The sequence below is a fragment of the Paractinoplanes polyasparticus genome (assembly GCF_019710575.1).
Taxonomy (GTDB): domain Bacteria; phylum Actinomycetota; class Actinomycetes; order Mycobacteriales; family Micromonosporaceae; genus Actinoplanes; species Actinoplanes polyasparticus.
Genome location: NZ_JAHWFK010000003.1, coordinates 20,918 through 40,824 on the forward strand (window position 1 = coordinate 20,918; position 19,907 = coordinate 40,824).

The 19,907-nt window shown below is 71.1% G+C and carries 25 protein-coding genes; 12 read left to right on the forward strand and 13 right to left on the reverse strand.

Going from position 1 to position 19,907, the window contains the following annotated elements; translation table 11 throughout:
* Positions 1-3: 3 nt before the first annotated feature.
* Positions 4-738, reverse strand: a complete 735-nt coding sequence (locus KXC43_RS05330) for an SIMPL domain-containing protein (protein ID WP_255643567.1) — start codon at positions 736-738, stop codon at positions 4-6.
* Positions 739-861: 123 nt separating this feature from the next.
* Here KXC43_RS05330 and KXC43_RS05335 point away from each other — a divergent pair, with 123 nt between their 5' ends.
* The 3 genes from KXC43_RS05335 to KXC43_RS05345 all read left to right on the forward strand — a co-directional run bounded on the left by KXC43_RS05335 (position 862) and on the right by KXC43_RS05345 (position 2,240).
* Positions 862-1,080 carry a sigma factor-like helix-turn-helix DNA-binding protein gene (locus KXC43_RS05335; RefSeq protein ID WP_221374805.1) on the forward strand — a complete coding sequence of 73 codons (219 nt, stop codon included), beginning with the start codon at positions 862-864 and terminating at the stop codon, positions 1,078-1,080.
* Between the two features lie 10 nt (positions 1,081-1,090).
* The gene (locus KXC43_RS05340; protein WP_221374806.1) at positions 1,091-1,684 is read left to right on the forward strand and encodes a GNAT family N-acetyltransferase; all 594 of its coding nucleotides are present in this window, start codon (positions 1,091-1,093) and stop codon (positions 1,682-1,684) included.
* Between the two features lie 97 nt (positions 1,685-1,781).
* Complete coding sequence (locus KXC43_RS05345) at positions 1,782-2,240, forward strand: hypothetical protein (protein WP_221374807.1); 459 nt, start codon at positions 1,782-1,784, stop codon at positions 2,238-2,240.
* Between the two features lie 54 nt (positions 2,241-2,294).
* Here KXC43_RS05345 and KXC43_RS05350 read toward each other — a convergent pair whose 3' ends face one another.
* A complete protein-coding gene (locus KXC43_RS05350; RefSeq protein ID WP_221374808.1) occupies positions 2,295-2,657 on the reverse strand; it encodes a DUF4267 domain-containing protein in 363 nt (120 codons plus the stop codon).
* An 85-nt stretch (positions 2,658-2,742) separates the two neighbouring features.
* Between KXC43_RS05350 and KXC43_RS05355 the strand changes: the two genes are divergently transcribed.
* Positions 2,743-3,315, forward strand: coding sequence for a TetR/AcrR family transcriptional regulator (locus KXC43_RS05355; RefSeq protein WP_221374809.1), 573 nt, complete (start codon positions 2,743-2,745; stop codon positions 3,313-3,315).
* 79 nt (positions 3,316-3,394) lie between these two features.
* On the opposite strand, the gene KXC43_RS05360 is transcribed toward KXC43_RS05355, so the two are convergent.
* Positions 3,395-4,390, reverse strand: a complete 996-nt coding sequence (locus KXC43_RS05360) for a LacI family DNA-binding transcriptional regulator (RefSeq protein ID WP_221374810.1) — start codon at positions 4,388-4,390, stop codon at positions 3,395-3,397.
* A 52-nt stretch (positions 4,391-4,442) separates the two neighbouring features.
* Between KXC43_RS05360 and KXC43_RS05365 the strand changes: the two genes are divergently transcribed.
* On the forward strand, positions 4,443-5,252 hold the full coding sequence (locus KXC43_RS05365; protein ID WP_255643568.1) for a phytanoyl-CoA dioxygenase family protein: 810 nt from the start codon (positions 4,443-4,445) through the stop codon (positions 5,250-5,252).
* Between the two features lie 16 nt (positions 5,253-5,268).
* The gene (locus tag KXC43_RS05370; protein WP_221374812.1) at positions 5,269-5,844 is read left to right on the forward strand and encodes a hypothetical protein; all 576 of its coding nucleotides are present in this window, start codon (positions 5,269-5,271) and stop codon (positions 5,842-5,844) included.
* Here the strand turns inward: KXC43_RS05370 and KXC43_RS05375 are convergent.
* Positions 5,793-8,237 carry a M36 family metallopeptidase gene (locus KXC43_RS05375; RefSeq protein ID WP_221374813.1) on the reverse strand — a complete coding sequence of 815 codons (2,445 nt, stop codon included), beginning with the start codon at positions 8,235-8,237 and terminating at the stop codon, positions 5,793-5,795. The genes KXC43_RS05370 and KXC43_RS05375 overlap by 52 nt on opposite strands.
* 60 nt (positions 8,238-8,297) lie before the next feature.
* Positions 8,298-8,996, reverse strand: coding sequence for a hypothetical protein (locus KXC43_RS05380; protein WP_221374814.1), 699 nt, complete (start codon positions 8,994-8,996; stop codon positions 8,298-8,300).
* 200 nt (positions 8,997-9,196) lie between these two features.
* Here KXC43_RS05380 and KXC43_RS05385 point away from each other — a divergent pair, with 200 nt between their 5' ends.
* The gene (locus KXC43_RS05385) at positions 9,197-9,427 is read left to right on the forward strand and encodes a hypothetical protein (protein ID WP_221374815.1); all 231 of its coding nucleotides are present in this window, start codon (positions 9,197-9,199) and stop codon (positions 9,425-9,427) included.
* Here KXC43_RS05385 and KXC43_RS05390 read toward each other — a convergent pair.
* A complete protein-coding gene (locus KXC43_RS05390) occupies positions 9,424-10,239 on the reverse strand; it encodes an AfsR/SARP family transcriptional regulator (RefSeq protein WP_221374816.1) in 816 nt (271 codons plus the stop codon). The genes KXC43_RS05385 and KXC43_RS05390 overlap by 4 nt on opposite strands.
* A gap of 300 nt (positions 10,240-10,539) precedes the next feature.
* Here KXC43_RS05390 and KXC43_RS05395 point away from each other — a divergent pair, with 300 nt between their 5' ends.
* The gene (locus tag KXC43_RS05395; RefSeq protein WP_221374817.1) at positions 10,540-12,318 is read left to right on the forward strand and encodes a carbohydrate-binding module family 20 domain-containing protein; all 1,779 of its coding nucleotides are present in this window, start codon (positions 10,540-10,542) and stop codon (positions 12,316-12,318) included.
* Between the two features lie 90 nt (positions 12,319-12,408).
* Here KXC43_RS05395 and KXC43_RS05400 read toward each other — a convergent pair whose 3' ends face one another.
* Positions 12,409-13,137 carry a siderophore-interacting protein gene (locus KXC43_RS05400; protein WP_221374818.1) on the reverse strand — a complete coding sequence of 243 codons (729 nt, stop codon included), beginning with the start codon at positions 13,135-13,137 and terminating at the stop codon, positions 12,409-12,411.
* 30 nt (positions 13,138-13,167) lie between these two features.
* On the opposite strand from KXC43_RS05400, the gene KXC43_RS05405 reads away from it, so the two are divergent.
* Positions 13,168-13,839 carry an HAD family hydrolase gene (locus KXC43_RS05405; protein ID WP_221374819.1) on the forward strand — a complete coding sequence of 224 codons (672 nt, stop codon included), beginning with the start codon at positions 13,168-13,170 and terminating at the stop codon, positions 13,837-13,839.
* Positions 13,840-13,843: 4 nt separating this feature from the next.
* Positions 13,844-14,386, forward strand: coding sequence for a carboxymuconolactone decarboxylase family protein (locus tag KXC43_RS05410; protein WP_221374820.1), 543 nt, complete (start codon positions 13,844-13,846; stop codon positions 14,384-14,386).
* Between the two features lie 7 nt (positions 14,387-14,393).
* Here the strand turns inward: KXC43_RS05410 and KXC43_RS05415 are convergent, their stop codons facing one another.
* Both KXC43_RS05415 and KXC43_RS05420 read right to left on the reverse strand, forming a co-directional pair.
* Positions 14,394-15,287, reverse strand: coding sequence for a GNAT family N-acetyltransferase (locus tag KXC43_RS05415; RefSeq protein WP_221374821.1), 894 nt, complete (start codon positions 15,285-15,287; stop codon positions 14,394-14,396).
* Between the two features lie 125 nt (positions 15,288-15,412).
* Entirely contained in the window at positions 15,413-16,000 is a 588-nt protein-coding gene (locus KXC43_RS05420; RefSeq protein ID WP_221374822.1) for a TetR/AcrR family transcriptional regulator, read from the reverse strand.
* A 74-nt stretch (positions 16,001-16,074) separates the two neighbouring features.
* Here KXC43_RS05420 and KXC43_RS05425 point away from each other — a divergent pair, with 74 nt between their 5' ends.
* Complete coding sequence (locus tag KXC43_RS05425; protein ID WP_221374823.1) at positions 16,075-16,710, forward strand: NAD(P)-dependent oxidoreductase; 636 nt, start codon at positions 16,075-16,077, stop codon at positions 16,708-16,710.
* 8 nt (positions 16,711-16,718) lie between these two features.
* Here the strand turns inward: KXC43_RS05425 and KXC43_RS05430 are convergent, their stop codons facing one another.
* Genes KXC43_RS05430 through KXC43_RS05440 form a run of 3 tightly spaced genes read right to left on the reverse strand, consistent with a single transcriptional unit; the run spans position 16,719 to position 18,272 of the window.
* Positions 16,719-17,498, reverse strand: a complete 780-nt coding sequence (locus KXC43_RS05430) for a hypothetical protein (RefSeq protein ID WP_221374824.1) — start codon at positions 17,496-17,498, stop codon at positions 16,719-16,721.
* A 33-nt stretch (positions 17,499-17,531) separates the two neighbouring features.
* Entirely contained in the window at positions 17,532-17,972 is a 441-nt protein-coding gene (locus KXC43_RS05435; RefSeq protein ID WP_221374825.1) for an RDD family protein, read from the reverse strand.
* 45 nt (positions 17,973-18,017) lie between these two features.
* Positions 18,018-18,272, reverse strand: coding sequence for a DUF4386 family protein (locus tag KXC43_RS05440; RefSeq protein WP_221374826.1), 255 nt, complete (start codon positions 18,270-18,272; stop codon positions 18,018-18,020).
* Between KXC43_RS05440 and KXC43_RS05445 the strand changes: the two genes are divergently transcribed.
* On the forward strand, positions 18,244-18,768 hold the full coding sequence (locus KXC43_RS05445) for a TetR/AcrR family transcriptional regulator C-terminal domain-containing protein (protein ID WP_221374827.1): 525 nt from the start codon (positions 18,244-18,246) through the stop codon (positions 18,766-18,768). The two genes, KXC43_RS05440 and KXC43_RS05445, sit on opposite strands and share 29 nt — an antisense overlap.
* Here the strand turns inward: KXC43_RS05445 and KXC43_RS52595 are convergent.
* Entirely contained in the window at positions 18,765-19,862 is a 1,098-nt protein-coding gene (locus KXC43_RS52595; protein WP_308128969.1) for a diguanylate cyclase domain-containing protein, read from the reverse strand. The genes KXC43_RS05445 and KXC43_RS52595 overlap by 4 nt on opposite strands.
* Between the last annotated feature and the right edge of the window lie 45 nt (positions 19,863-19,907).

The window sequence follows — 19,907 nt, forward strand, 5'->3', positions numbered from 1 at the left end:
CTCCTACTGGGCCTTCGGCGCGTCGAGGACCCATTCCACCGTGACGCTCACGGTCAGCTGCTGCCGGCCCGGCTCGAGTGGAACCGGCGAGTCGGCCGCGAACCTGTCCTGCCCACCCTGTCCCCAGTAAACGGGGCCGCCCTCGCTCACCTTGACGACCCGGCCGAGCGGCCGACCTGCCTCCCGCGCATACAGTTCGGCCTTCCGCCGGGCATCGGCGAACGCCTTCCTCCGGGCCTCCGCCAGCAGAGCCGCGTCGTCCTCGATCGCGAAGGACGTTCCGTTGACCCGAGCCGCGTCGCCGCCGGCCGCCACAGCGGCGGAGATGAGCATCCCGCCCCGGGACAGGTCACGGATCTTCGCGGTGAGTCCCTGGTTCACCGTGTAGCCGGTGATCGCGCCGTCGTCCTTGCGCGTCGAGGTGACGCTGACGTTCGACGTCTGCAGGTCGGCCTTGGCCACCCCGCCCCGGACGAGCGAGTCCCGCATGCGACCGGCGGCCGCGCTGGCCCGTTTGAGGGCGTCGGCCACCGTGGACGAGCTGGTCTCGACCGCGAAGCTGGCATCGAGCCGGTCCGGCTGACCGGACACCTCGCCCTGACCGGTGACCGTCACGCTCTCCCAGGGCTGGTCCACCGCGGCCCCGCCCGCCGCGAGCGCCGTACCCCCGCCGGCAAGCGAGGACAGGGCGACAACAGCCGCCAGAAGGACGACCACGGATCTTGACTTCTTACTCATACTTTGAGGGTATATGCCGGTTTCGGAAAAGCTCCGCATCTCGCTGTGGCCTGCCGTCACCGGGCGACTACGCCGCAGGTGCTCACTGGAGTTGCGCCGCACCGGTTGACCACAGTGTCAGACATGCCGACCACCACCCAGCGGCCGCCAGCCGATCTGCTGCTGCGCAGCCTGTCGCCCCACCACCGCAAGATTCTGGTCGCCACGTACTTCCACCGCCGCACGACCCGCGAAGCCGCCCACCTGCTGGGCCTGACCCCCGAAGCAGCGAAGTCCGACCTCTACCACGCGATGCGCGACCTCTCCGACAAACTCCGTCGCGCGACGGTCGCCGGTATGTGATCGTCGCGGGATGGCCCAGCCCATTCTGCGCACCGACCGTCTGCTGATGGTGCCGCTGGCCGACCGCCACCTCGACCTGGAGGTCCATCTCGACGCCGACCCCGAGGTGCTGCGCTACCTCTGGGGACGGGCCCGATCCCGCGAGGAGGTGACTGCCAGCCACGCCCAACGAATCGCGGCCGCTCGCCCGGTCGACGGCCTGGGCCATTGGATGGCCTTCCGAGCCGACCGTGACTCCACCCCGGCCGAGGCCGAAGACACCTTCGTCGGACTCATGATGCTCCCGCCGGCCCACGGTCCCGACCAACCGGACGACCCGTCCGTCAGCGAACTCGGCTACCGGCTGGTCCGCCGCTGCTGGCGGCAGGGCCTGGCCGGTGAGGCATCCCGCGCTCTACTGCGCCACGCCTTCGACACCGTCGGGCAGCGTCGCGTGATCGCCCAGACCATGGCCGTGAACGCCGGATCCCGGGGCGTCATGGAGTCGATCGGGCTGCGCTACGTGCGCACGTTCTTTCCGGTCTGGGACGACCCCCTGCCCGGATCTGAGCTGGGCGAGGTCGAGTACGAGATGACCCGCGAGATGTGGCAGAGGGTGCGCTGAGCCGGAGGCACCGGGGAGCACCGGCCGGGCCTTAAGTGGCGACAGGTTGATACCGTCCGGCACATCGACTCTCGTCACCGTCCAGAAAGGACGTCGCGTGTCTTTGCGCCGCTCGTTCGCCGGCCTGTTCACCTTGCTGCTGATGGCAACCGGCCTCGTCGTGGCCGGCCCCGCCCCGGCCCACGCCGCCACTCGCTACGGCTCCTTCGACCTTCCGTACGGCCAGTCGTTCCTGACCGGCACGATCGCTTTCTACGACCGGAGCGTCCACATCAAGGGCACTCTCCGGACCACGGCCGGCAACTGCCGCGCGCTCTATGCCTCGACCCGCACCGCGGACGGCAGGATCCTCTTCCACACCGCCGACAACTACGCGGCGACCTGTGCCACGACCGCTTCCCGGTCGCAGCCCTTCGAGTTCGACCTGTCCGCTGACATCCGCGGCGGCGCCGCGTTCGTCCGCATGACTTTCCTGGGCCGCGCCAACGACGGCGGCATCAACTACGCCGACCTGGTGGACTGCGACGTCCGTCCGAATTTCGGCTGCGTTCCCTGATCGGCGCGCGCCCCGGCGCCGGGGCCGAGCGCGGGGCAACGACGCCGCGGCGCGTCACACCGCGAACAGCAGGGCGGCGCTGATCAGGACCGTCACGGCGGTGGCGAAGTGGATGCCGAACGCCGTGGCTCTCGTGCCGCCGTTGCGCAGGACGATCAGCGTGTCGCCCAGGGGCACCAGCGCGACCACCAGCATGAACCAGGCTCCGGCGGTCGCTCCCACGAAGGCGAGCAACGCGAGCCCGATCAGGCCGTAACTGAGGTCCCGGACGCCCTTGACCGACAGGAAGGCGACCTCCCGGGCCGGCACGCCGTAACCAGCCGCGGCCGCCTGGGGCACGACGAGGAATCTGACGCCGATGAAAATGATGAACAGGTTGAGCAGAATGGCGAGCCCGTAGGCGATCGACGTGAGCATCGGATCCTCTTTCTAGCGCTGCTAGGTTACACGGCAACGCTAACACCGCTTTGCTCGATTGGCTAGTGGCGCTAGGATTCCTGTCATGTCGATCCAGGAACGCCGTGAACGGGACCGCCGGGACCGGGAGCAGCGCATCATCGCTGTCGCCCGCGAACTGGCCGAGGCCGAGGGCTGGGACGCCGTCACCACACGCCGGCTGGCCGAGCTGATCGAGTACAGCCAGCCGGTGCTCTACAGCCACTTCAAGGGCAAGGCCGCCATCATGGCCGCGGTGGCGCTGGAGGGTTTCACCGAACTGGCCGCCGAGCTGCGAGCCGCCCGCGCCGCCGCGCCCGACCCGCGCACCTCACTGGCCGATGTGGCGGCGGCGTACGTCGGGTTCGCCGAGACCCGGCCGGTCCTCTACGAGGCCATGTTCACCAGCGACGTCGACCTGACCTTCGCCAGCCCGCAGACCCCGGCCCCGTTGCAGGAGGGCTTCGGCGAACTGCGCGAGGCGATCCGCCCGCTGGCCGGTTCCGACGACGTCGACGCCCGCACCGAGGTCTTCTGGGCGGGCCTGCACGGCCTCATGACACTGACCCGGGCCGGCCGCCTGCCCCCCGAGGACCACGACCGCCGGCTGGCGATCCTGCTCCGCCAGTTCGCCGCCTGACGGCCCGAGAACCGCCCGACAGCCCGAGAACCGCCCGACGGCTCAGGAACCGCCCGACGGCTCAGGAACGCCTGACGGCTCAGGAACGGCCCGTCGTGCTGGCGCGGATCTCCAGACGATGCGGGACGACCAGGCGTCTCGACGGGGCGCCGGGGTTCGCCAGCCGGTCGGCCAGGCAGGTCAGGGCGGCGTCGGCGATGGCGGGCTTGTCGGGCGCGACCGTGGTGAGAGCGGGATTGGCGAAGCGGCCGTCCTCGATGTCGTCGAAGCCGGCCACCGCCAGGTCGGCCGGGACCTGCCGCCCGCTCGCGACGGCCACGTGCAGGGCGCCCAGGGCCAGCTGGTCGCTGAAGCAGAAGACGGCATCGACATCCGATTCCAGCAACTCGGTCATCGCCGCAGCGCCGTCGGCGCGGTGCAGGCGCCGCACCGGGATCTCGCGAGCGGGCAGGCCGGCTTCGGCCAGCGCCCGGTGGTAACCCTCGGCGCGCCGGGCGGCCGTGCCGTTGACCAGGTGGGGCTGCAGGCCGATGGCGGCGATACGGCGGCGACCGGTTTCGATCAGGTGGCGGGTGAGGTCGGCGGCGGCGGCGACGTTGTCGATGGCCACGTGGTCGAGCAGGCCGCCGGCGTCCTGCTCGCCCAGCAGCACCAGCGGGGCGCTGTCGGTGCGGCGGGTCAGGTCGGACGGCGACAGGCCCCACGGGCTCATGATCAGGCCGTCGACCGTCTGGGACCGTACGCCGTCGAGCAGTTCCCGCTCGCGGGCGGCGTCACCGCCCGTCTGCTGCACCAGCAGAGTCCACGCGTACGCCCCGGCCCGGTCGGCCAGCAGACCGGCCAGCTCGCCGAAGTAGGGCGACGCGATCTCGGGCAGCACGAGCGCGACCAGCCCCGACCGGCCGCCGCGCAGGTGGCGGGCGGCCGCGTTGGGCTTGTAACCGAGCTCGTCGATCACCCGCTGCACACGTTCCCGGGTCTCGGGGGCGACCAGCGCGAAGCCGGACACCACATTCGACACCGTGCGCACCGAGACGCCGGCGCGTTCGGCCACCTGCCGCAGATTGGCGCTCACGAACCCATCCTAGGGGTTGCAACGTGGCATGCCACGTTGCAACATGAGGACTATGACGACTTTCATCAATGCGGCCGACGCGATCTACCGCGACGGCATCACGGCCCTCAAGGGAGCATTCGACACCGGCTGGGCCGACGCCATGCGCGAGGACATCGAGGCGGCGTTCGCCGAGGCCATCAACCGTGAGGGCGGCGCGGTGGGCCGCGGCCCCAAGCGCTACTACGTCGAGATCCACCCCGAGCAGCTGCGCGGCTTCGTCGACCTGGTGACCCACCCGTGGGTGGTGGGCGTCTGCACCCAGGTGCTCGGTCCGGACTACGAGATCGTCGAGCTCGGCTTCGACATCCCGTTCGCCGGCGCGGTCAACCAGCCCTGGCACCGCGACTTCCCGATGCCCACGGTCACCCGCGAGAAGCGCCGCCTCAACTCGCTCGCCTTCAACCTCACCGGCGTCGACACGACCGACGACATGGGCCCGTTCGAGATCGCGCCCGGCACCCAGTTCGACGACAGCCCCGAGTTCGGCCACGACATGTTTCCCCCGCGTACCCACTACGACCGCTACAACCAGCTTGCCGTGCGCAAATACCCGCAGCGCGGCGACATCTCGGCCCGCTCGGCGCTCACCATCCACCGCGGCACGGCCAACAAGTCGGCCAAGTCGCGCCCGGTCCTCGTGCTCGGCGTGGACGCCCCCGACGCCACCAACGGCGACAAGCACGCCATGGCTGTCACCCGCGGCTACTGGGAGTCGCTCCCCCAACTGGTCAAGGACCACCTGCACTGCCCGGTCGTCGACGAGCTGACCCCGATCACCCAGAAGCACACCATCGAGGGCCTGGTCATGGGCGACGCCTGAATGGCACCCTGCGGGGATGCCGTGGGAAGCCTCGAAACCGCCGCGCCCGCCGTCCCACCCGGTCGTGCTCAAGCCGCTCGCCCGCGGCGACCGGGCCGTGCTCGACCATCTGGGCCAGCTCTACCGCTACGACCTCTCCGACGCGTACGCGCTGCTGCCCAACGCCGACGGCAGCTTCAACTTCCGCGAACTCGACCGCTTCCGCCTCGCCGACGACCCGAAGCGGCGCGCCTGGCTGATCACCGCCGCCGGCCACACGGCGGGCTTCGTGCTCACCGGCCCGGGCGAGCCGGACGGCACGTCCATAACCGCTTTCTTCGTCGTACGAGCCCTGCGCCGCACCGGCGTCGGCCGGGAAGCCGCCGTCCGGGCGATCGGCGAGTTCCCGGGCCGCTGGGTGATCGGCTTCCAGCGCTACAACCCCGGCGTCGAGGCCTTCTGGTCCCGCGTGGCCACCGACGTGGCGGGCAACCGATGGACGATCCACGACGGCCCCGCCCCCGACGACCGGCCGCCCGACACGTTCATCACCTTCACCACTCAGGGCACCACCCGCAGTGCGGGGCCGGACTCGACGGCCAGCACCTCGTAGGGCGCGACGATGATGCCGCCCAGCAGCTGGTAGCGACCCGGCGGCGGCGCGGGGAACTCCAGCGTCACCTCGCCGCCGGTGCTGCCCGTCGCGACGCGGCCGGCGGTGGTGGCGACCACCCGGGTCTCCCACGCCTCGGGCGAGGTCACGACCACATGGGCGATGTATCGGGCCTGGTCGTCGGCCGTCCGGGCGGCGTCGGCGCCGGTGAGCGCGAAGGTGAAGGTGGCCGTCAGTCTGTCCGGGTGGGCCGGAGCGAACCGCAGGTCCACGATGTCGAGTCGCAGGTCGGCCGGCAGCGGGCCGGCCGGCGTCACTGCCTCGCTGGTCTCGACGAAGTACTGCACCTGACGACCGCCGTCGGACCGCGGCGGCTCGGCGCCGGCGGTCTGCTCGCCGTCGTTCCGGGCCACATGCTGTTCCCGCACCTCGCCGTCGGCGTCGAGCACCACGGTGACCGAATAGATCGGAGGGGTCGCCTCGGCCGTCGGCTCGGGGTCCTCCGGCGTACGGAAATCGGCCTTTATCCCCTGCAGCCGTGCGCCCACCGACCTTGCGCCCGGGCCCATGCCGAAGCGGGCGAACGCCTCCCACACGGCCTTGTTCGCCTCGGCGGAACGGTCGGCGGACAGCTGCCCGGCGTCCCGTAGATCGGCGAGCGCGCCGAGAATCGCGTCGCGCATGTCCAGGAAGCTCGGGTTGGGCGGCGACACCTTGAGCGCGTCCATGACGAGGCTCAGGGCGAGCTGGTCCGACCCGAGGCGCCGGGTCATCTCCATCAGCGTGGCGCACCAGACCTCGCCGACCTCGTGCACCTCGCGGTACTCGATGCCCAGCCGCCCGAAGTGCCCGGGATGCCGCTCGTCGTAGCGGTGCCCCCGGATGCCGCCCGGCCGGTCGACGACCCACGCGGCGACCACGTCACTTCCGGTGTGCATGCAGGCGAAGTAGTCGCCCCAGCCCTCGCCCATGCCGGCGCTCTGCGGTTCGTCCAGCGCGTGCGTGTCGAGCCCGCCGCCGACCAGCCGGTTCGTCACCCCGTGCGAGAACTCGTGGAACACGACCGACGCGTCCAGCGCCGTGTGCCGGTCGGTGCTGGTCACGAGGCCGAGCCGGAGCACGGGGCTGGTCCCGTCGACCGGTGTGAGCATCGAAGCCGTGCCGGGGACGCTCCGCGCGTACACACGGGCGTCCACCGGGTCGGTGCCCGCGCCGCCACGACCGAGGGAGTCGCGCTGGAAGTTGCCCTCGGCCTCGGTGAAGCCGAGCAGGTAGAAGAAGTCGTGGGCCGACGAGGCCAGGGCGAACGCGTTCAGCACGCGCTGCTCGGCGCTCTTCGGATCGGGCGAGAAGGTCAGGTGCGCATCGTCCTGGGTGCCCCGCACCGGTGGTTCGGCGTCGCCGGGGTGCGCCACCACATTGTTGCCGGAGGTGTCGTCGCCGGACAGCCACGGGTCGGGGAACCCCGCCGGCAACCCGGGCGGCGACTCGAGCCGGTAGTCCTGCAGGGCGCGGGGGAAGGCGATCCGCTCCCGTTCCCGGCCTCCGTCGATCAGGTGGACGTCGCCGACCGCGGTCCCGTTGAGGACGGTCTGGTGGGCGAAGAGCACTGTCCCGTCGCCGTCACGGGCGTCGACCACCACGACGAACCGCTGCACGTGGTCCGGCATCGTGAGGGTGACCCGCCAGCCGAGCCGGATGTCGCCGGGGCCGAGCGGGAACCACACCAGGCCGGCCGTGATCGGTTCGGCGAACGGGCCGGCCGCCAGGACAGTGGTGCGGTCCTGCGCCCCGGCCGGCACGGTGATGACGCGTGGCTCGAAGGAGTCCAGGTCGACCGCGGGCGGGTCGAACGGCTGGTGGAACTGGTCGTACCTACCGAGTTCATCGGGCGCCGGCAGCGCGACGTGCCGGGCCGCGGCCAGCACCGCGGCCTCCACCCGCACCGCCGGTTCGGCGTCGAGCAGCTGGTCGATCGTGACGCTGCGGCCGGCGGTCGAAACCACCGCGCCGGACGGATCGAAGACCACCGCCTGGGCGGCCTGGAACACCTGGATCCCCTGGTGCTGCTGCCGCAGGTGGACGGTGTGGGCGCCCGCGCTGGTGGTCCGCACGACGGGGTCGGGCACGAACTCGGCCGGCTGGGTCGCTGTCAGCCCGAGCAGTGGACCCACCGATCGCAGGTGGGCGAGCGCACGGGCCGCGTAGGGGCCGGGCTCGGCCTCGCCCCGGGCCACTTCGACGCGGGCGGCGTTGCCGGTCAACCGGTCGAGCGCCGCTACCCGTGCGGTCTGCTCGCCGGGCAACTGCTCCGAGACCGTACGGGCCAGTGCTCGCAGCCTCTGCTCGTCGGACTCCTCGACCGGGCGGCGGAGATCGACTTCCCGGCTCATGGTTCGCCTCCTCGTGATCGAGCGCCCGGCGCCGGGTGGCGCCGGGCGCTCGGCGGACGGTTACTGGGGGTAGACGAGATAGCGGAGCGGGATGTTCTCCTGGATCTGGCCGGTGTCGGCGTCGATGACCGTGCTGGCGAAGGCCGCGTACGGCTGACCGATGTCGACGATGTCGGCCGACAGGTTGGCCTCGAACAGCAACGGCTTGCGACCCGGGACCGGCGCCTGGAACCAGAACTCGAGAACGGTGAAGGCCGGCGCGGCGGGCGGTGTGAAGAGGTCCTGCCGGAAGTCGTCCGGCCCGTCCGTCACATCGGTCAGGTTGACCTGCTCCATGCTGACCCGGTACTCGCGGCCGCTCAGTTGCGTGGTGGGGGGAACGGCGAACCCGTTCGGGATGTCGATCGTCGGGTTGACGAACATCACGGCGTAGATGACCGCCCACTCGCCGCCGGCGATGATCCGGCTGGGCTGGTAGGGCGGGGGCCCGCCGAACTGGATGGGAGTGAACGCGTACAGATCGAACGCGACGTACGGACCGACAGTGGGCTCACCCAGCTGGGCCTCCGTCTTCGCCTTCTGCGTCTTGGCCCGCTGCGCCGCCTGGCGCTCGTCGAGACGGTCCTGCATGGTCGCCCGGAACCGGTCGATCAGGTCGTCGCGGGTCTCGTCCGCCCGCTTTCGCACGTCGTCCGGGGGAGCCAACGTCGGCGCCGTGCCGGCGCTGACAACGATCTCGTCCTTGGTGCTGCTGCTCATCGGGGTGCCTCCTGGTAGCCCTGCGTCTGACCCGACAGACCCTTGCAGCGAGCGCTTAACCGGCATCGTCCCGAGACTTAGCCGCGGACCGGCCCGCCCTTAAGCGACTGGCACGCCCACGTGGTTTTGGGATGGTTTCCGGGGGGAATTGAGCCCTCCCCGGGCCGCGGGGGGTGTCACCGAGTGACCGGGAGACGACAGTGGTCCCACACGAGATGATGGTGGTGAAGTCCGGCGAGGCCGGCGCCGAGGAGTGGAACTGCCCGAGCTGCGGGCGCCGGCTGCTGCTGCGCTGGCCGCCACGCTTCGAGCGGACCGTGCTGCACCCGGGCGACGACCGCGTGATGCACGTGGGCGCGCGGACGTCCGTCGGCGACGTGCCCGAGCAGGAGCTCCGCTGGCTGAGCGCCAACGGCATCCTCTGGACCTAGACCGGTTCGTGCCGCCGGATGCGCTGGTAGAGGGCCTGCGTCTCCGGGCTCGGCTCCACGCCCAGGTCGCGCCAGAGCGCGTCGGCGCACGCCCGGTGCTGGAGCAGGGCCAGGTGCGGCTGCCCCTGCCGGCTGTGACAGACCATCAGCCGCCGGTGCGTCGTCTCCCGGCAGGGATCACCCTCGACGACGCGCGCGCACAGACCCGCGGCCGCGGCGTAGCGCCCCGCCTCGAAGGACAGCTCGCCCAGGTGGTCGAGGGCGTCGATGTGGGCCAGGCGCCACTGCTCACGCGGCAGGACGGGCCATTCCTCGTACGGATTCTCGGCCAGCAGGTCGCCGCGGTAGAGCCCGTCCGCCACCTCGTACTCCCGGATGGCGGCGTCGGCCTCGCCGGCCAAGCGCCGGCGGCGGGCCAGCCGCAGGTGCCGGTCGAACTCGTCGACATCGAGCCAGAGGCGCACGGCCGGGTCGAGGCCGTAGCGGTTGCCGAGGAAGCGGACGATCGGCCGCTCGGTGACCGTGCGCAGCGCCCGCCGCACGCCGTGCAGGGCCACATTGAGGCTGTTGCGGGCGGCCTCCGGGGTGGAGCCGGGCCAGAAGACGTGCATCAGCGTCTCGCGGGACGGCCACGGGTTGCGGTGGGTGAGCAGATACGCGAACAGGGACTCGTTGCGCCCGCCGTGCCAGAGCCCGGCCGGCACGCCGTCCAGCGTCACCAGGAACGGGCCGAGCACGTGGACAGCCAGGAGCGGGCGGGCTGACCAGGGCTTCTCGGCTGTGAGCAGGCGGGCTGGCGAGTGATCGTCCATGCGGCACCTCCGGGACGGCCACTCCCCACGCTACGAGTGCCCGGCCGCCGTGGCCCGGTCAGATCAGGGACACACCGCTCGCGTGATCCCAGGGATTTACGTACGTAAGTATTTGCAAGCCCTTCCACCGACTGCAAGCACTTGCTATGGTCCGTTCCAATGTGAACGCGGGATTACGTCCCTGTCACCGATCCGTCCCGGGCGGTAGCGGCACCGCGGTTCCCAGGCAGCGAAACCTGTCGTTGAAACCCACCCCCGCCGACGGCCGTCGTGGCTCGCACCTGACGTAAGGAGATCCCCATGAAGAGATTCGCCGCACCGCTGATAGCAGCGTTGCTGGCCGCGATCGTCGCGGTCGTCGTGGTGGGCCGCCCCGAGCAGGCCGGCGCCAAGCCGGACGCGAACCCCGGCGCCCGGGACGTGATCGTGCACCTCTTCGAATGGCCGTGGGCCTCCGTCGCCGCCGAGTGCACCAACGTGCTCGGACCCAAGGGCTTCGGTGGCGTGCAGGTGTCACCGCCGCAGGAACACGTCGTCCTGCCGGGCGCCGGCTACCCGTGGTGGCAGGACTACCAGCCGGTCAGCTATCAACTGGTGACGCGGCGCGGCGACCGGGCGGCGTTCGCCGCCATGGTCAGCACGTGCCACGCGGCCGGCGTGAAGATCTACGTCGACGCGGTGATCAACCACATGGCGGGCGGGGCGTCGACCGGCACGGGCTCGGCCGGCACGTCGTACAGCCACTACTCGTACCCCGCAGTGCCTTTCGGCACCAACGACTTCCACCACTGCGGGCGCAACGGCAACGACGACATCGCCAACTGGGGTGACCGCTGGGAGATCCAGAACTGCGAGCTGGTCGACCTCAGCGACCTCAGGACCGAGGACTCCTCCGTGCGCGGCAAACTGGTGGCGTACCTCAATGATCTGATCTCCCTGGGCGTCGACGGTTTCCGCGTGGACGCGGCGAAGCACGTGCCCGTGGCCGACCTGCAGGCCATCTACGGGCAGCTGAACGGAAATCCGTACGTCTTCCAGGAGACCATCGAGGGCGGGGCCGGCGAGCCCAGCCCGACCGAGTACACCGGGATCGGCGACGTGACCGAGTTCCGCTACGGCGACGTGGTGGGCAACGCCTTCCGTGACGGCAACCTGCAGAATCTGCAAAGCCTGCCAGGCCAGATGCTGCTCTCCAGCGGCGACGCGGTGGCTTTCATCGACAACCACGACACGCAGCGCAACGGGCGGGCCAAGCTGACCTACAAGGACGGCACGAACTACGCGCTGTCCGAGGCCTTCATGCTGGCCTACCCGTACGGGACGCCGTCGGTCATGTCGTCGTTCACGTTCAGCAACCCGGAAGCCGGGCCGCCCGCGGCGTCCAACGGAACGACCACCGCCGTCAACTGCTCGTCCGGCTGGGCCTGCGAGCACCGCTGGCGCACGACGGCCAACCTGGTCGCCTTCCACAACGCGGCCGCGGGCACGGGCCTGACGAACTGGTGGTCCAACGGCGGCAACCAGATCGGCTTCGGGCGCGGTTCCAACGCGTACGCCGTGTTCAACCGGGGAGGCGCGCTGAACCGCACGTTCAGCACGTCCCTGCCCGCCGGCACCTACTGCGACGTGGCCAACGGCGACTTCGCCAACGGCAGCTGCACGGGTACGGCGTACACGGTCAACAGTTCGGGCCAGTTCACCGCCACCGTTCCGGCCAACGGCATGCTGGCGCTGCACATCAACGCCCGTGGCGCCGGCAGCACGACACCGCCGCCCACCGGCTGCACGACAGTCGCTGTCACGTTCGCCGCCAACGCCACCACGGCCTGGGGCGAGAACGTGTTCCTGCTGGGCAACCGGGCCGAGCTGAGCAACTGGAACACCAGCGGCGGCGTGGCCCTGTCGTCGGTGGCTTACCCGGTCTGGCGCGGCACGGTCAGCCTGCCGGCCAACACCGCGATCGAATACAAGTACGTCAAGAAGAACGGCTCCACGGTGGCCTGGGAATCCGGCGGCAACCGGACTCTCGACACCGGCAGCGCCTGCACGCTCACCGTCAACGACAGCTGGCGTTCCTGACTGGTTGACCGGACCGCATGAGGCGGTCCTGACGATGCTCGTCTCCGGCTGCACCGCCACCCAGCCGGAGGCGAGCATCGACGCGACCGTTCAGTCGTCCCGTCCGGCGCCGAAGCCGGGGCGGTTGGGGGCCCACTGCGGCTGGACGCGGATCGCGTGGCGGTTCCAGCCGCGTTGTTCCACGAGGTGGCGTTGCAGCAGCCGGCAGGTGTCGCTCTCGCCGGCCAGATAGGCCGCGCCGCCGGTCGGGGGCAGGTCGAGACCCTGCACCGCACGAAGCAGCACCCGCGACGCCACTGCCGGGGTACTGCCGCGATGGACCCAGGGCAGCGGGGGCAGGCCGTCGACGTCGGGCACCTCGTCAGCGGGGCCGGCCGCCTCGAACACGCCGTGGATGTCCGCGGCGCCACCGGTGGCCCGATGCAGGGCGGCCCGCATGGCCAGCAGGGGGACGGCTCCGGTCTCGTCGCCCACGAAGAGGGGGAACGTGGCCGACGCGTCGACTGTGATCTTGGTGCGGGGCGGTTCGACGGTCAGGCGGTCGTCCGGGGCGACGGTGCGGGCCCAGGTGCAGCCCGGTCCGCCGGCGTCGTGCAGAGCCACCCGGAGCACCAGCAGGGACGATCGCGGATCGTGCCGCCAGATGGAGTAGACGCGCCGCGCGCCGCCGTCGGGCAACCGGGCGACCAGGTGGGCGCCGGGGCGCAGTCGCAGGCGGGGCACATCCGGCCCGACCAGCTCGATCTCTCGCATGTGCGGCGTCAGGTCCCGCACCGACCGCACCCGCGTCGGCATCGAGGCACGCCGCGGGTACGTCACCGGGCGACCCTAGCCGATAGGCTCCGATCGATGCCCATCCGCGGAGTCATGTTCGACGCCGGCGGCGTGCTGACGCGCCCGGTCGGCGGCCGTTGGAACCCGCGCTACGACTTCGAGACGATCGTCATCATGCACCACCCCGGCGTCCGGCACGACCTCTTCCCGTACGCCATCCGGGCCGGCCAGGCCTTTCTCGACGCGACCCCGTTCACCGCCAACCGCACCGACTACCACCGCACGATGCTCAGCGCGCTCGGCATCGACCTGCCGTCCCCCTCGCTCCTGCAGCAACTCGAGGCTCCGGCCGCCGGCCCGGTCATCGAGCTCTATCCCGACGTCCGCCGCACCCTGTCCCGCCTCCGGCGCGCCGGCCTGCGGATGTCGGTGGTCAGCGACAACTGGGCCGGCCTCGAGGCGACCTTCGACGGCCTCGGCATCGGGCACTACTTCGAGGGTTTCGCCATCTCGGAACTGGTCGGCTGCCGAAAGCCCGACCCCCGCATGTACACCGAGGGCAGCCGGCTGCTGTCGCTGGCCCCGGACGCGTGCCTGTTCATCGACGACGACCCCGCGCTCGTCGCGGCGGCCCGCGAACTCGGGTACCACGGTGTCACCCTCGACCGCTCGGCCTCGCATTCCTCGGACGGGGTGATCCGGTCGCTGGACGAGCTTCTGCCACCGCCGTCCTCTCTGCCAGGATGATCGGATGGCGTACATCGATCTGGGTCTGGATGAGACGGTCAACCCGGGAATCCGGGGGCTGCTGCGGTATCGGCCCGAGACCGGGCGGCCGCTGATGGAGCTGGCCGAGGTGCTGCTGCGGGGTCCGAGCACGCTCAGTCGCGGGGAGCGGGAACTTGTCGCGGCCTACGTCTCGGGTCTCAACGAATGCGTCTACTGCCGGAACTCGCACGGCGCTTTCGCCGCTGCCCAGCTCGAGGACGGCCGGCCCCTGGTCGACCAGGTGTGTGACGACCCGGCGTCCGCCCCGATCACGGACAAGTTGAAGGCGCTGCTGCGCATCGCCGCCGCCACCCGCGTCAGCGGCCATGACGTGACCCCGTCGCTCGTGGCGGCGGCCCACGACGCGGGCGCCACCGACGCCGAGATCCACGACGTGGTGCTGATCGCGGCCGCGTTCAGCATGTTCAACCGTTACGTCGACGCGCTGGGCACCCTTGCTCCCACCGACCCGGCGCCGTACGAGGCAGCCGCTCCCCGCGTGACCGAGAGCGGCTACCTCGCCTGATCCGGGCCTACGAGGCAACCACCCGCAACGCGAAGCGGCGATACCCGAGCCGCTCGAAGGCGGCCACCATCGGCGTGTTCGTGCTGTCGGTGTCGGCCCGGACGGTGACGGCGCCGGCCGCGGCTTCGGCGATGATCCAGGTGATCTCGGCCAGCAGGTCGTCGGCGTAGTGGTGGCCTCGCCGGGACGGGACCACGCCCACGAAACCGACCACCGGGCCGCCGTCGTTGGCCGAGGGTAGGGCGGCGCCGACCAGGGCGCCCGATCCGTCGTACGCGAGCCGCCACCAGTCGCGGGGGCCGCGCATCGACTTGTAGTCCTCGACCTCCTCCAGGGCCTGGGCGCGGGCGCCGATCCGGGCGACGCCGGCCCGGGTCGCCACGTCGAGGCTGCCGGCCGAGATCTGCTCGAAGGCGTCGGCGAACGCCCCGTCGGAGGCGGGCTCGAACGTCAGGCGGGTCGAGCGCTTCGGCAACGGCTGGGCGCTCGTCCATTCGTACCGGAAACGCTCGGTGACGGTCGTGAGCCCGGCCTCGGCGGCAGCCGCGAGACGGGTGGTGATCTGCGGGTCGTCGCGGCGGCCGGGCTGGGTGAAGATGTGGTACTCGACGGGCGGCGGCACCTGACGGATCAGCCCGGCCCAGACGGGAACGGGATCGGTGACGCTCGGCGCGGCCCACAGGCAGTCGAGGGCGAGCGGCCGTTCACCGTCGGGGAAGCCCCACCAGACGGCCAGCCCGACGGGCGTCTCGCCGTCGAGGGCGAGCCACGTCCAGGCGGGGCGGTAACTGCCGCTTTCCAGATAGGCGACGAAGCGCTCGGGCGTCGTCGTGTTGACGGACGGTTCGGTCAGACAGGTCAGGACGAAGTCGAGATCGGACTCGACCATGGTGCGGAACAACGAAGCCTCCTGGGCGTCGATTGGCGAAGCGTGACCATGCGCCCTCCTTCCCGGTCGAATGCTCTGGCGGCGGCAATCCTGCCCGACCGCCCAGCTGCCGTCATCCGATTAATCCGGCCGAGCCGTCACCGCGGCGCGAGGCCTGCCATCACCGTGCCGACGAGGGCCGTGGCGAAGGCGTCGGGGTCGGTCGGCTGTTCGGTGAAGTGACCGAGGAAGGCGCGGTTCAGGCAGGCGCCCAGCAGGGCCTGGGCGGCGGCCAGGGGGTCGGCCTCTTCCGACAGGCGGCCGATCTGCTGTTCCGCGCGTAGGTAGGCCGCGAGCGCCTGCCCGGGGATCTGCGGGCCGGCGCCACGTTCGCGCAGCACCGAGCGATGGGCAGCGAGCAGGGCGGGCTCGGAGAACAGCGAGGCCGCCATCGGGAAAGCCTGGTCGTAGAAGTCGGCCGCGGCGAGCACCACATCGCGAAGCACCGTCACGACCGGTTCCGTGCCGACCCGGCCGGGCAGATCGCCGAGCACGGCGACCAGCTTCGTGGGACCGCGCTCGCCGAGCACGGCCAGGAAGATGTCGGTCTTGTCGCGGAAATGCTTGTAGAGCGCCGCCTCGGACAGACCCGCCGCGCGGGCGATCTCCTTGGTGGTGGCCCGGGCCAGCCCGCGGTCGCGGATGACCTCGGCAGCGGCGGTGACGATGCGATCGCGAGTGCTCAACAGCGCTCCTTGACACGGTGGTGAGTGCTCACTAACTATAGAGGTTAGTGAGCACTCACCAACCGGGAGAAGCCATGAAAATCACCGTCTTCGGCGCCACGGGCGGCACAGGAGAGCAGGTCGTCCGGCAGGCGTGCGCGGCCGGGCACGAGGTGACCGCGGTGGTCCGCGATCCGGCTCGACTCAGTTTTCAGGCGCCGGCACTGCAGGTTGTGCGGGCCGACGTGATGGATCCGGCTGCCATCGCCCCGACGGTGGCCGCACGCGACGCCGTCGTCTCCGCGATCGGCTCCCGACAGGGCCGCTCCCCCACCACGGTCTGCACCGACAGCGCCCGCGCGATCATCGCCGCCATGAGCCGGCAGGGCACCCGGCGACTGGTCGTGGTCAGCAACAGCGGCATGCACACCGACGACCAGGACGGCGTCTTCGTCCGCACGGTGGTCAAGCCGCTGCTGGGCCGCGTGCTCCGGTACGCCTACGCCGACATGCGGCGCATGGAGGAGCTGGTGCGGGCGGCCGACCTCGACTGGACGATCGTGCGCCCGCCCCGCCTCACCAACGCCCCACCCACGAACACGTACCGCACAGCCGTCAACAAGAACATCCCCGGCGGCAGCGTCATCGCCCGAGCCGACCTGGCCGCCCAGATCCTCCACTGTCTGACCGACCCCACCACCATCCGCGCCGCCGTCTCGGTAGCCCGCTGATGCCGCCCTTACACGGCCCCGCGCTGCTGGGCCGGCTGGGTCAGCAGGGCCGGCAAGCGGGCGACGTCGGCCGGTGCGCTGAGCCCGTGATCGACGGCCAGCAGCGACAGCAGCCGGATGGGGAGGCCCGCCTCGGCTGCGGCCTGGAGCCGGTGATGGCCGTCCAGCAGGAAGTGGGTGAGCGCCCAGTGGGCGTAGTAGTCGGAGCCGTTGTCGGTGGCGGGCAGGCTCACGTCGAGGATCGAGACGGCCACGGCCGTCGCGGGCTCGCCCCTGGCGAGCTCAGCCGCGTACTTGTCGACCTGAGCCCGCTCGTTCCAGCTGGGCGGAACCATCGGCACCACGAACTCGTAAAGGTGGGCGTCGGCGTCGACCGCGGTCTCGAACGTACGGTAATAGGGCGTCCGCGGATAGACCGGCAGCCCCCAGAACGAATCCAGGCCCCAGGTCGCCACCTGCTCCCCGGCGAAGTAGTCGCCCGGGTGTGACGGCTGGACAAGCCGCGGCTCGATCCGCAACCGCAACGGCTGATAGTCGCCCCGGGGCAGCAGGGCCCCGAACGCTTCGACCGGGTCGTCGCCCTCGGCCGAGAACGTCTCGGTCGAGCCCTCCTGCCGCTGGAACAGGATCTGGCACGTGCCGCACCAGAACGACAGCTCGAAGGCGGGCTTGTCGTCGACGAACAGCAGGCGTCGCGGATCGGGCCCGTCCGGCCCCTCCTCGGAGAAACGAAGGCGTGGATTGTCGGCGTCGCCCAGGACGCGCACGGGCTCGGCATTGAGCAGCACGCGCCCACCCTAGGGCCGATCCGCCCCGCCCGCTTACTGTGCGCGGACGACCAGGGTCTTGGCGGCCATGTCGCCGAGGCGGCGGCGACGGTCGGAGTTGACGACGACGAGGAAGCCGACCAGGTACCCGAGGAAGCCGTCGATCAGGCGCAGCAGCGTCCGGACCAAGCCGGACAGCAGGCCGGGGCGGCCACCGGTGTGGGCGTCGACGACCCGGATACCGGTGATCCACTTGCCGATCGTGCGGCCGGTCAGGCCCTCGAAGAGCGTGTAGTAGAGCAGCACGATGACGCTCAGCCAGAGCGTGCCCGTGTTGTCGAAGCGGGTCAGGTCGAAGCCCGATTCCGCGCCCTCGACGCCGAACGCGGCCACCAGCGCGCTGTTGATCAGGCCGAAGATGAGGCCGTCGATGAGGGTCGCCACGATCCGGCGACCGGTGACCCGCACCTCCGGGGCGCCCGTTGCGTACGTCATGCCACTGATCATGCCGGACGGGCGCCAACGCCATTCCCGGCCGCGTCAGCGTTGCGGTGCCGGCACGTCGGCCGGGAGCGGCACGGGTGATGCGGCCGGGCGGCGGATGCCGATGATGAGCAGGTAGCCGACCATCCACAGTTCGCCGACCGTGGCGGGGTAAGCCAGCAGATCGGCAGCCAGGGTCATCCCGGGCATCGCGTAGCGGACGAACGCGCTCAGCACGTAGCCGACACCGCCGGCGATCAGGATCCAGCCGAGCGCCCGGGGCATGGCCGCGCGCAGCGCACACCAGCCCATCGGGATCAGCCACAGGCCGAAGAACACCCCGCCCAGCGGGGCGGAACCGGACTGGCGGGCGCGGCTGAAGCAACAGTTCCTGGCCGCGCGCGAAGTGATGTTGCGCCACCCGTGGATGCCGGGCCTGCTCGGTTCGCGGCGCACCGTTCCGGCGACGGTCTTCACCTACTACGACGGCATCGTCGGCACGCTCGTCGGCGCCGGATTCTCGTACCGGCTCGCGCACCGCGCCCTGCACGCGCTGGGCAGCATGCCGCTCGGCTTCGTGCAAGAGGTCTTCAGTCCGGGCGCCGCCGGCGGCGATTTCGACCCGGCGACCGCCGAAGCCGAGATGGCAGCCATGGCCGAGGCGATGCCGAACATCACCGCCATGGTCGCCGCGGAGATCCACGCGGCCGATGACCCCACGCTCGGCTGGTGCGACACCCAGACGGAGTTCGAGTTCACCCTCGACCTGATGCTGGACGGGTTGGAACGCCTGCGATCGAAGGGTTAGGCGACCCAGGCGCGCTTGGCGCGGTGGTGCTGCTTGGTGCGGTACATGTCGGCGTCGGCAGCCGAGGCGAGCTGGGCGAAATCGGTGCAGCAGGCCCCGTACGCATGGCCGATGCTCGCCCCGACGCGGTACGGACCGCTGCGGGTCTCGATCGGCTCGGCCAGCGCCCGGTGGATCCGCTCGCCGGTCGCCCGCAACATCTCGTCCACGCCCTCGCCCGTAGCGACCAGCACGAACTCGTCGCCGCCGGTGCGCGCGAGCAGGTCGTCGGGGCGGATCAGGACCGCCATGCGCGCCGCCACGGTGCGCAGCACCTCGTCGCCGGCGTCGTGGCCGCCCGCGTCGTTGACCGCCTTGAACTCGTCGAGGTCGATCACCATCACACCGACCTCGCCGCCGGCGCGGCCGGCCAGCTCGTCGGTGAACGCCCGCAGCAGCGTCCGGTTGGCCAGCCCGGTCAGCGGGTCGTGGGTGGCCGCGTGATGCAGGCGGGCGCGGCTCTCGGCCAGCTCGTGGTGCAGCTTGGCGTGATGCACCGCCATCGACGCGTGCTGGGCGAACAGCTCGAGCATCTCGCGCTGCACCGGGCCGGGCCGGCGGCCGTCGCGCGGCAGGTCGACGCTGAGTATGCCGACCAGGTCCCCGGTCGGCGAGGTGAGCGGCGCGAACAGCATGTCCTCGGGGTGCCAGCCGTCCGGGTCGGCCGGCACGGGCAGCGAGTCCGACGTCCAGGTGATCATCGCGTCGGGCATGTCGTGGTTGTGGTCGACGAAGTACAGCGAGCCCCACTGCTCCGCCTTGCCGAACAGCTCGTCCCAGTTGCCGGGCGTCGTGGTGGTGCCCAGCAGGGAGCGCCGGATCTCCTCGGTGCCGTCGACCGACACGACCGCGAAGTCGCCGTCGGGCTGGAGCACGTTGACCACCGCCACCTCGAACCCGGAGGCCCGGGTGACGCCGTGCACCACCGCGTCCATCGTCGCCCTGAGGTCGAGGCTGGCGTGCACCGCCTTGCTGACCTCGTGCAGCGTCCGCAGGCCGTCGAGCTGCGCGAGAGCGTCGGAGAGCTGCGACGAGAGATCCTCGATGCTGGTCACTTCGCCTCCGTTCCGCGGCCCCGAACCAGGGATCTTAACCGCCGC

What these genes read in the sequence shown, in the direction of transcription:
- KXC43_RS05375 (WP_221374813.1), bottom strand. Translation starts at nt 8,237, where the DNA reads ATGAGCCGGGAAGTCGATCTCCGCCGCCCGGTCGAGGAGTCCGACGAG.
- KXC43_RS05440 (WP_221374826.1), bottom strand. Translation starts at nt 18,272, where the DNA reads ATGGGCTGGTGTGCGCTGCGCGCGGCCATGCCCCGGGCGCTCGGCTGG.
- KXC43_RS05395 (WP_221374817.1), top strand. Translation starts at nt 10,540, where the DNA reads ATGAAGAGATTCGCCGCACCGCTGATAGCAGCGTTGCTGGCCGCGATC.
- KXC43_RS05365 (WP_255643568.1), top strand. Translation starts at nt 4,443, where the DNA reads ATGACGACTTTCATCAATGCGGCCGACGCGATCTACCGCGACGGCATC.
- KXC43_RS05410 (WP_221374820.1), top strand. Translation starts at nt 13,844, where the DNA reads ATGGCGTACATCGATCTGGGTCTGGATGAGACGGTCAACCCGGGAATC.
- KXC43_RS05330 (WP_255643567.1), bottom strand. Translation starts at nt 738, where the DNA reads ATGAGTAAGAAGTCAAGATCCGTGGTCGTCCTTCTGGCGGCTGTTGTC.
- KXC43_RS05380 (WP_221374814.1), bottom strand. Translation starts at nt 8,996, where the DNA reads ATGAGCAGCAGCACCAAGGACGAGATCGTTGTCAGCGCCGGCACGGCG.
- KXC43_RS05425 (WP_221374823.1), top strand. Translation starts at nt 16,075, where the DNA reads ATGAAAATCACCGTCTTCGGCGCCACGGGCGGCACAGGAGAGCAGGTC.
- KXC43_RS05340 (WP_221374806.1), top strand. Translation starts at nt 1,091, where the DNA reads ATGGCCCAGCCCATTCTGCGCACCGACCGTCTGCTGATGGTGCCGCTG.
- KXC43_RS05405 (WP_221374819.1), top strand. Translation starts at nt 13,168, where the DNA reads ATGCCCATCCGCGGAGTCATGTTCGACGCCGGCGGCGTGCTGACGCGC.
- KXC43_RS05445 (WP_221374827.1), top strand. Translation starts at nt 18,244, where the DNA reads ATGGCCGCGCGCAGCGCACACCAGCCCATCGGGATCAGCCACAGGCCG.
- KXC43_RS05370 (WP_221374812.1), top strand. Translation starts at nt 5,269, where the DNA reads ATGCCGTGGGAAGCCTCGAAACCGCCGCGCCCGCCGTCCCACCCGGTC.
- KXC43_RS05335 (WP_221374805.1), top strand. Translation starts at nt 862, where the DNA reads ATGCCGACCACCACCCAGCGGCCGCCAGCCGATCTGCTGCTGCGCAGC.
- KXC43_RS05390 (WP_221374816.1), bottom strand. Translation starts at nt 10,239, where the DNA reads ATGGACGATCACTCGCCAGCCCGCCTGCTCACAGCCGAGAAGCCCTGG.
- KXC43_RS05350 (WP_221374808.1), bottom strand. Translation starts at nt 2,657, where the DNA reads ATGCTCACGTCGATCGCCTACGGGCTCGCCATTCTGCTCAACCTGTTC.
- KXC43_RS05355 (WP_221374809.1), top strand. Translation starts at nt 2,743, where the DNA reads ATGTCGATCCAGGAACGCCGTGAACGGGACCGCCGGGACCGGGAGCAG.
- KXC43_RS05435 (WP_221374825.1), bottom strand. Translation starts at nt 17,972, where the DNA reads ATGACGTACGCAACGGGCGCCCCGGAGGTGCGGGTCACCGGTCGCCGG.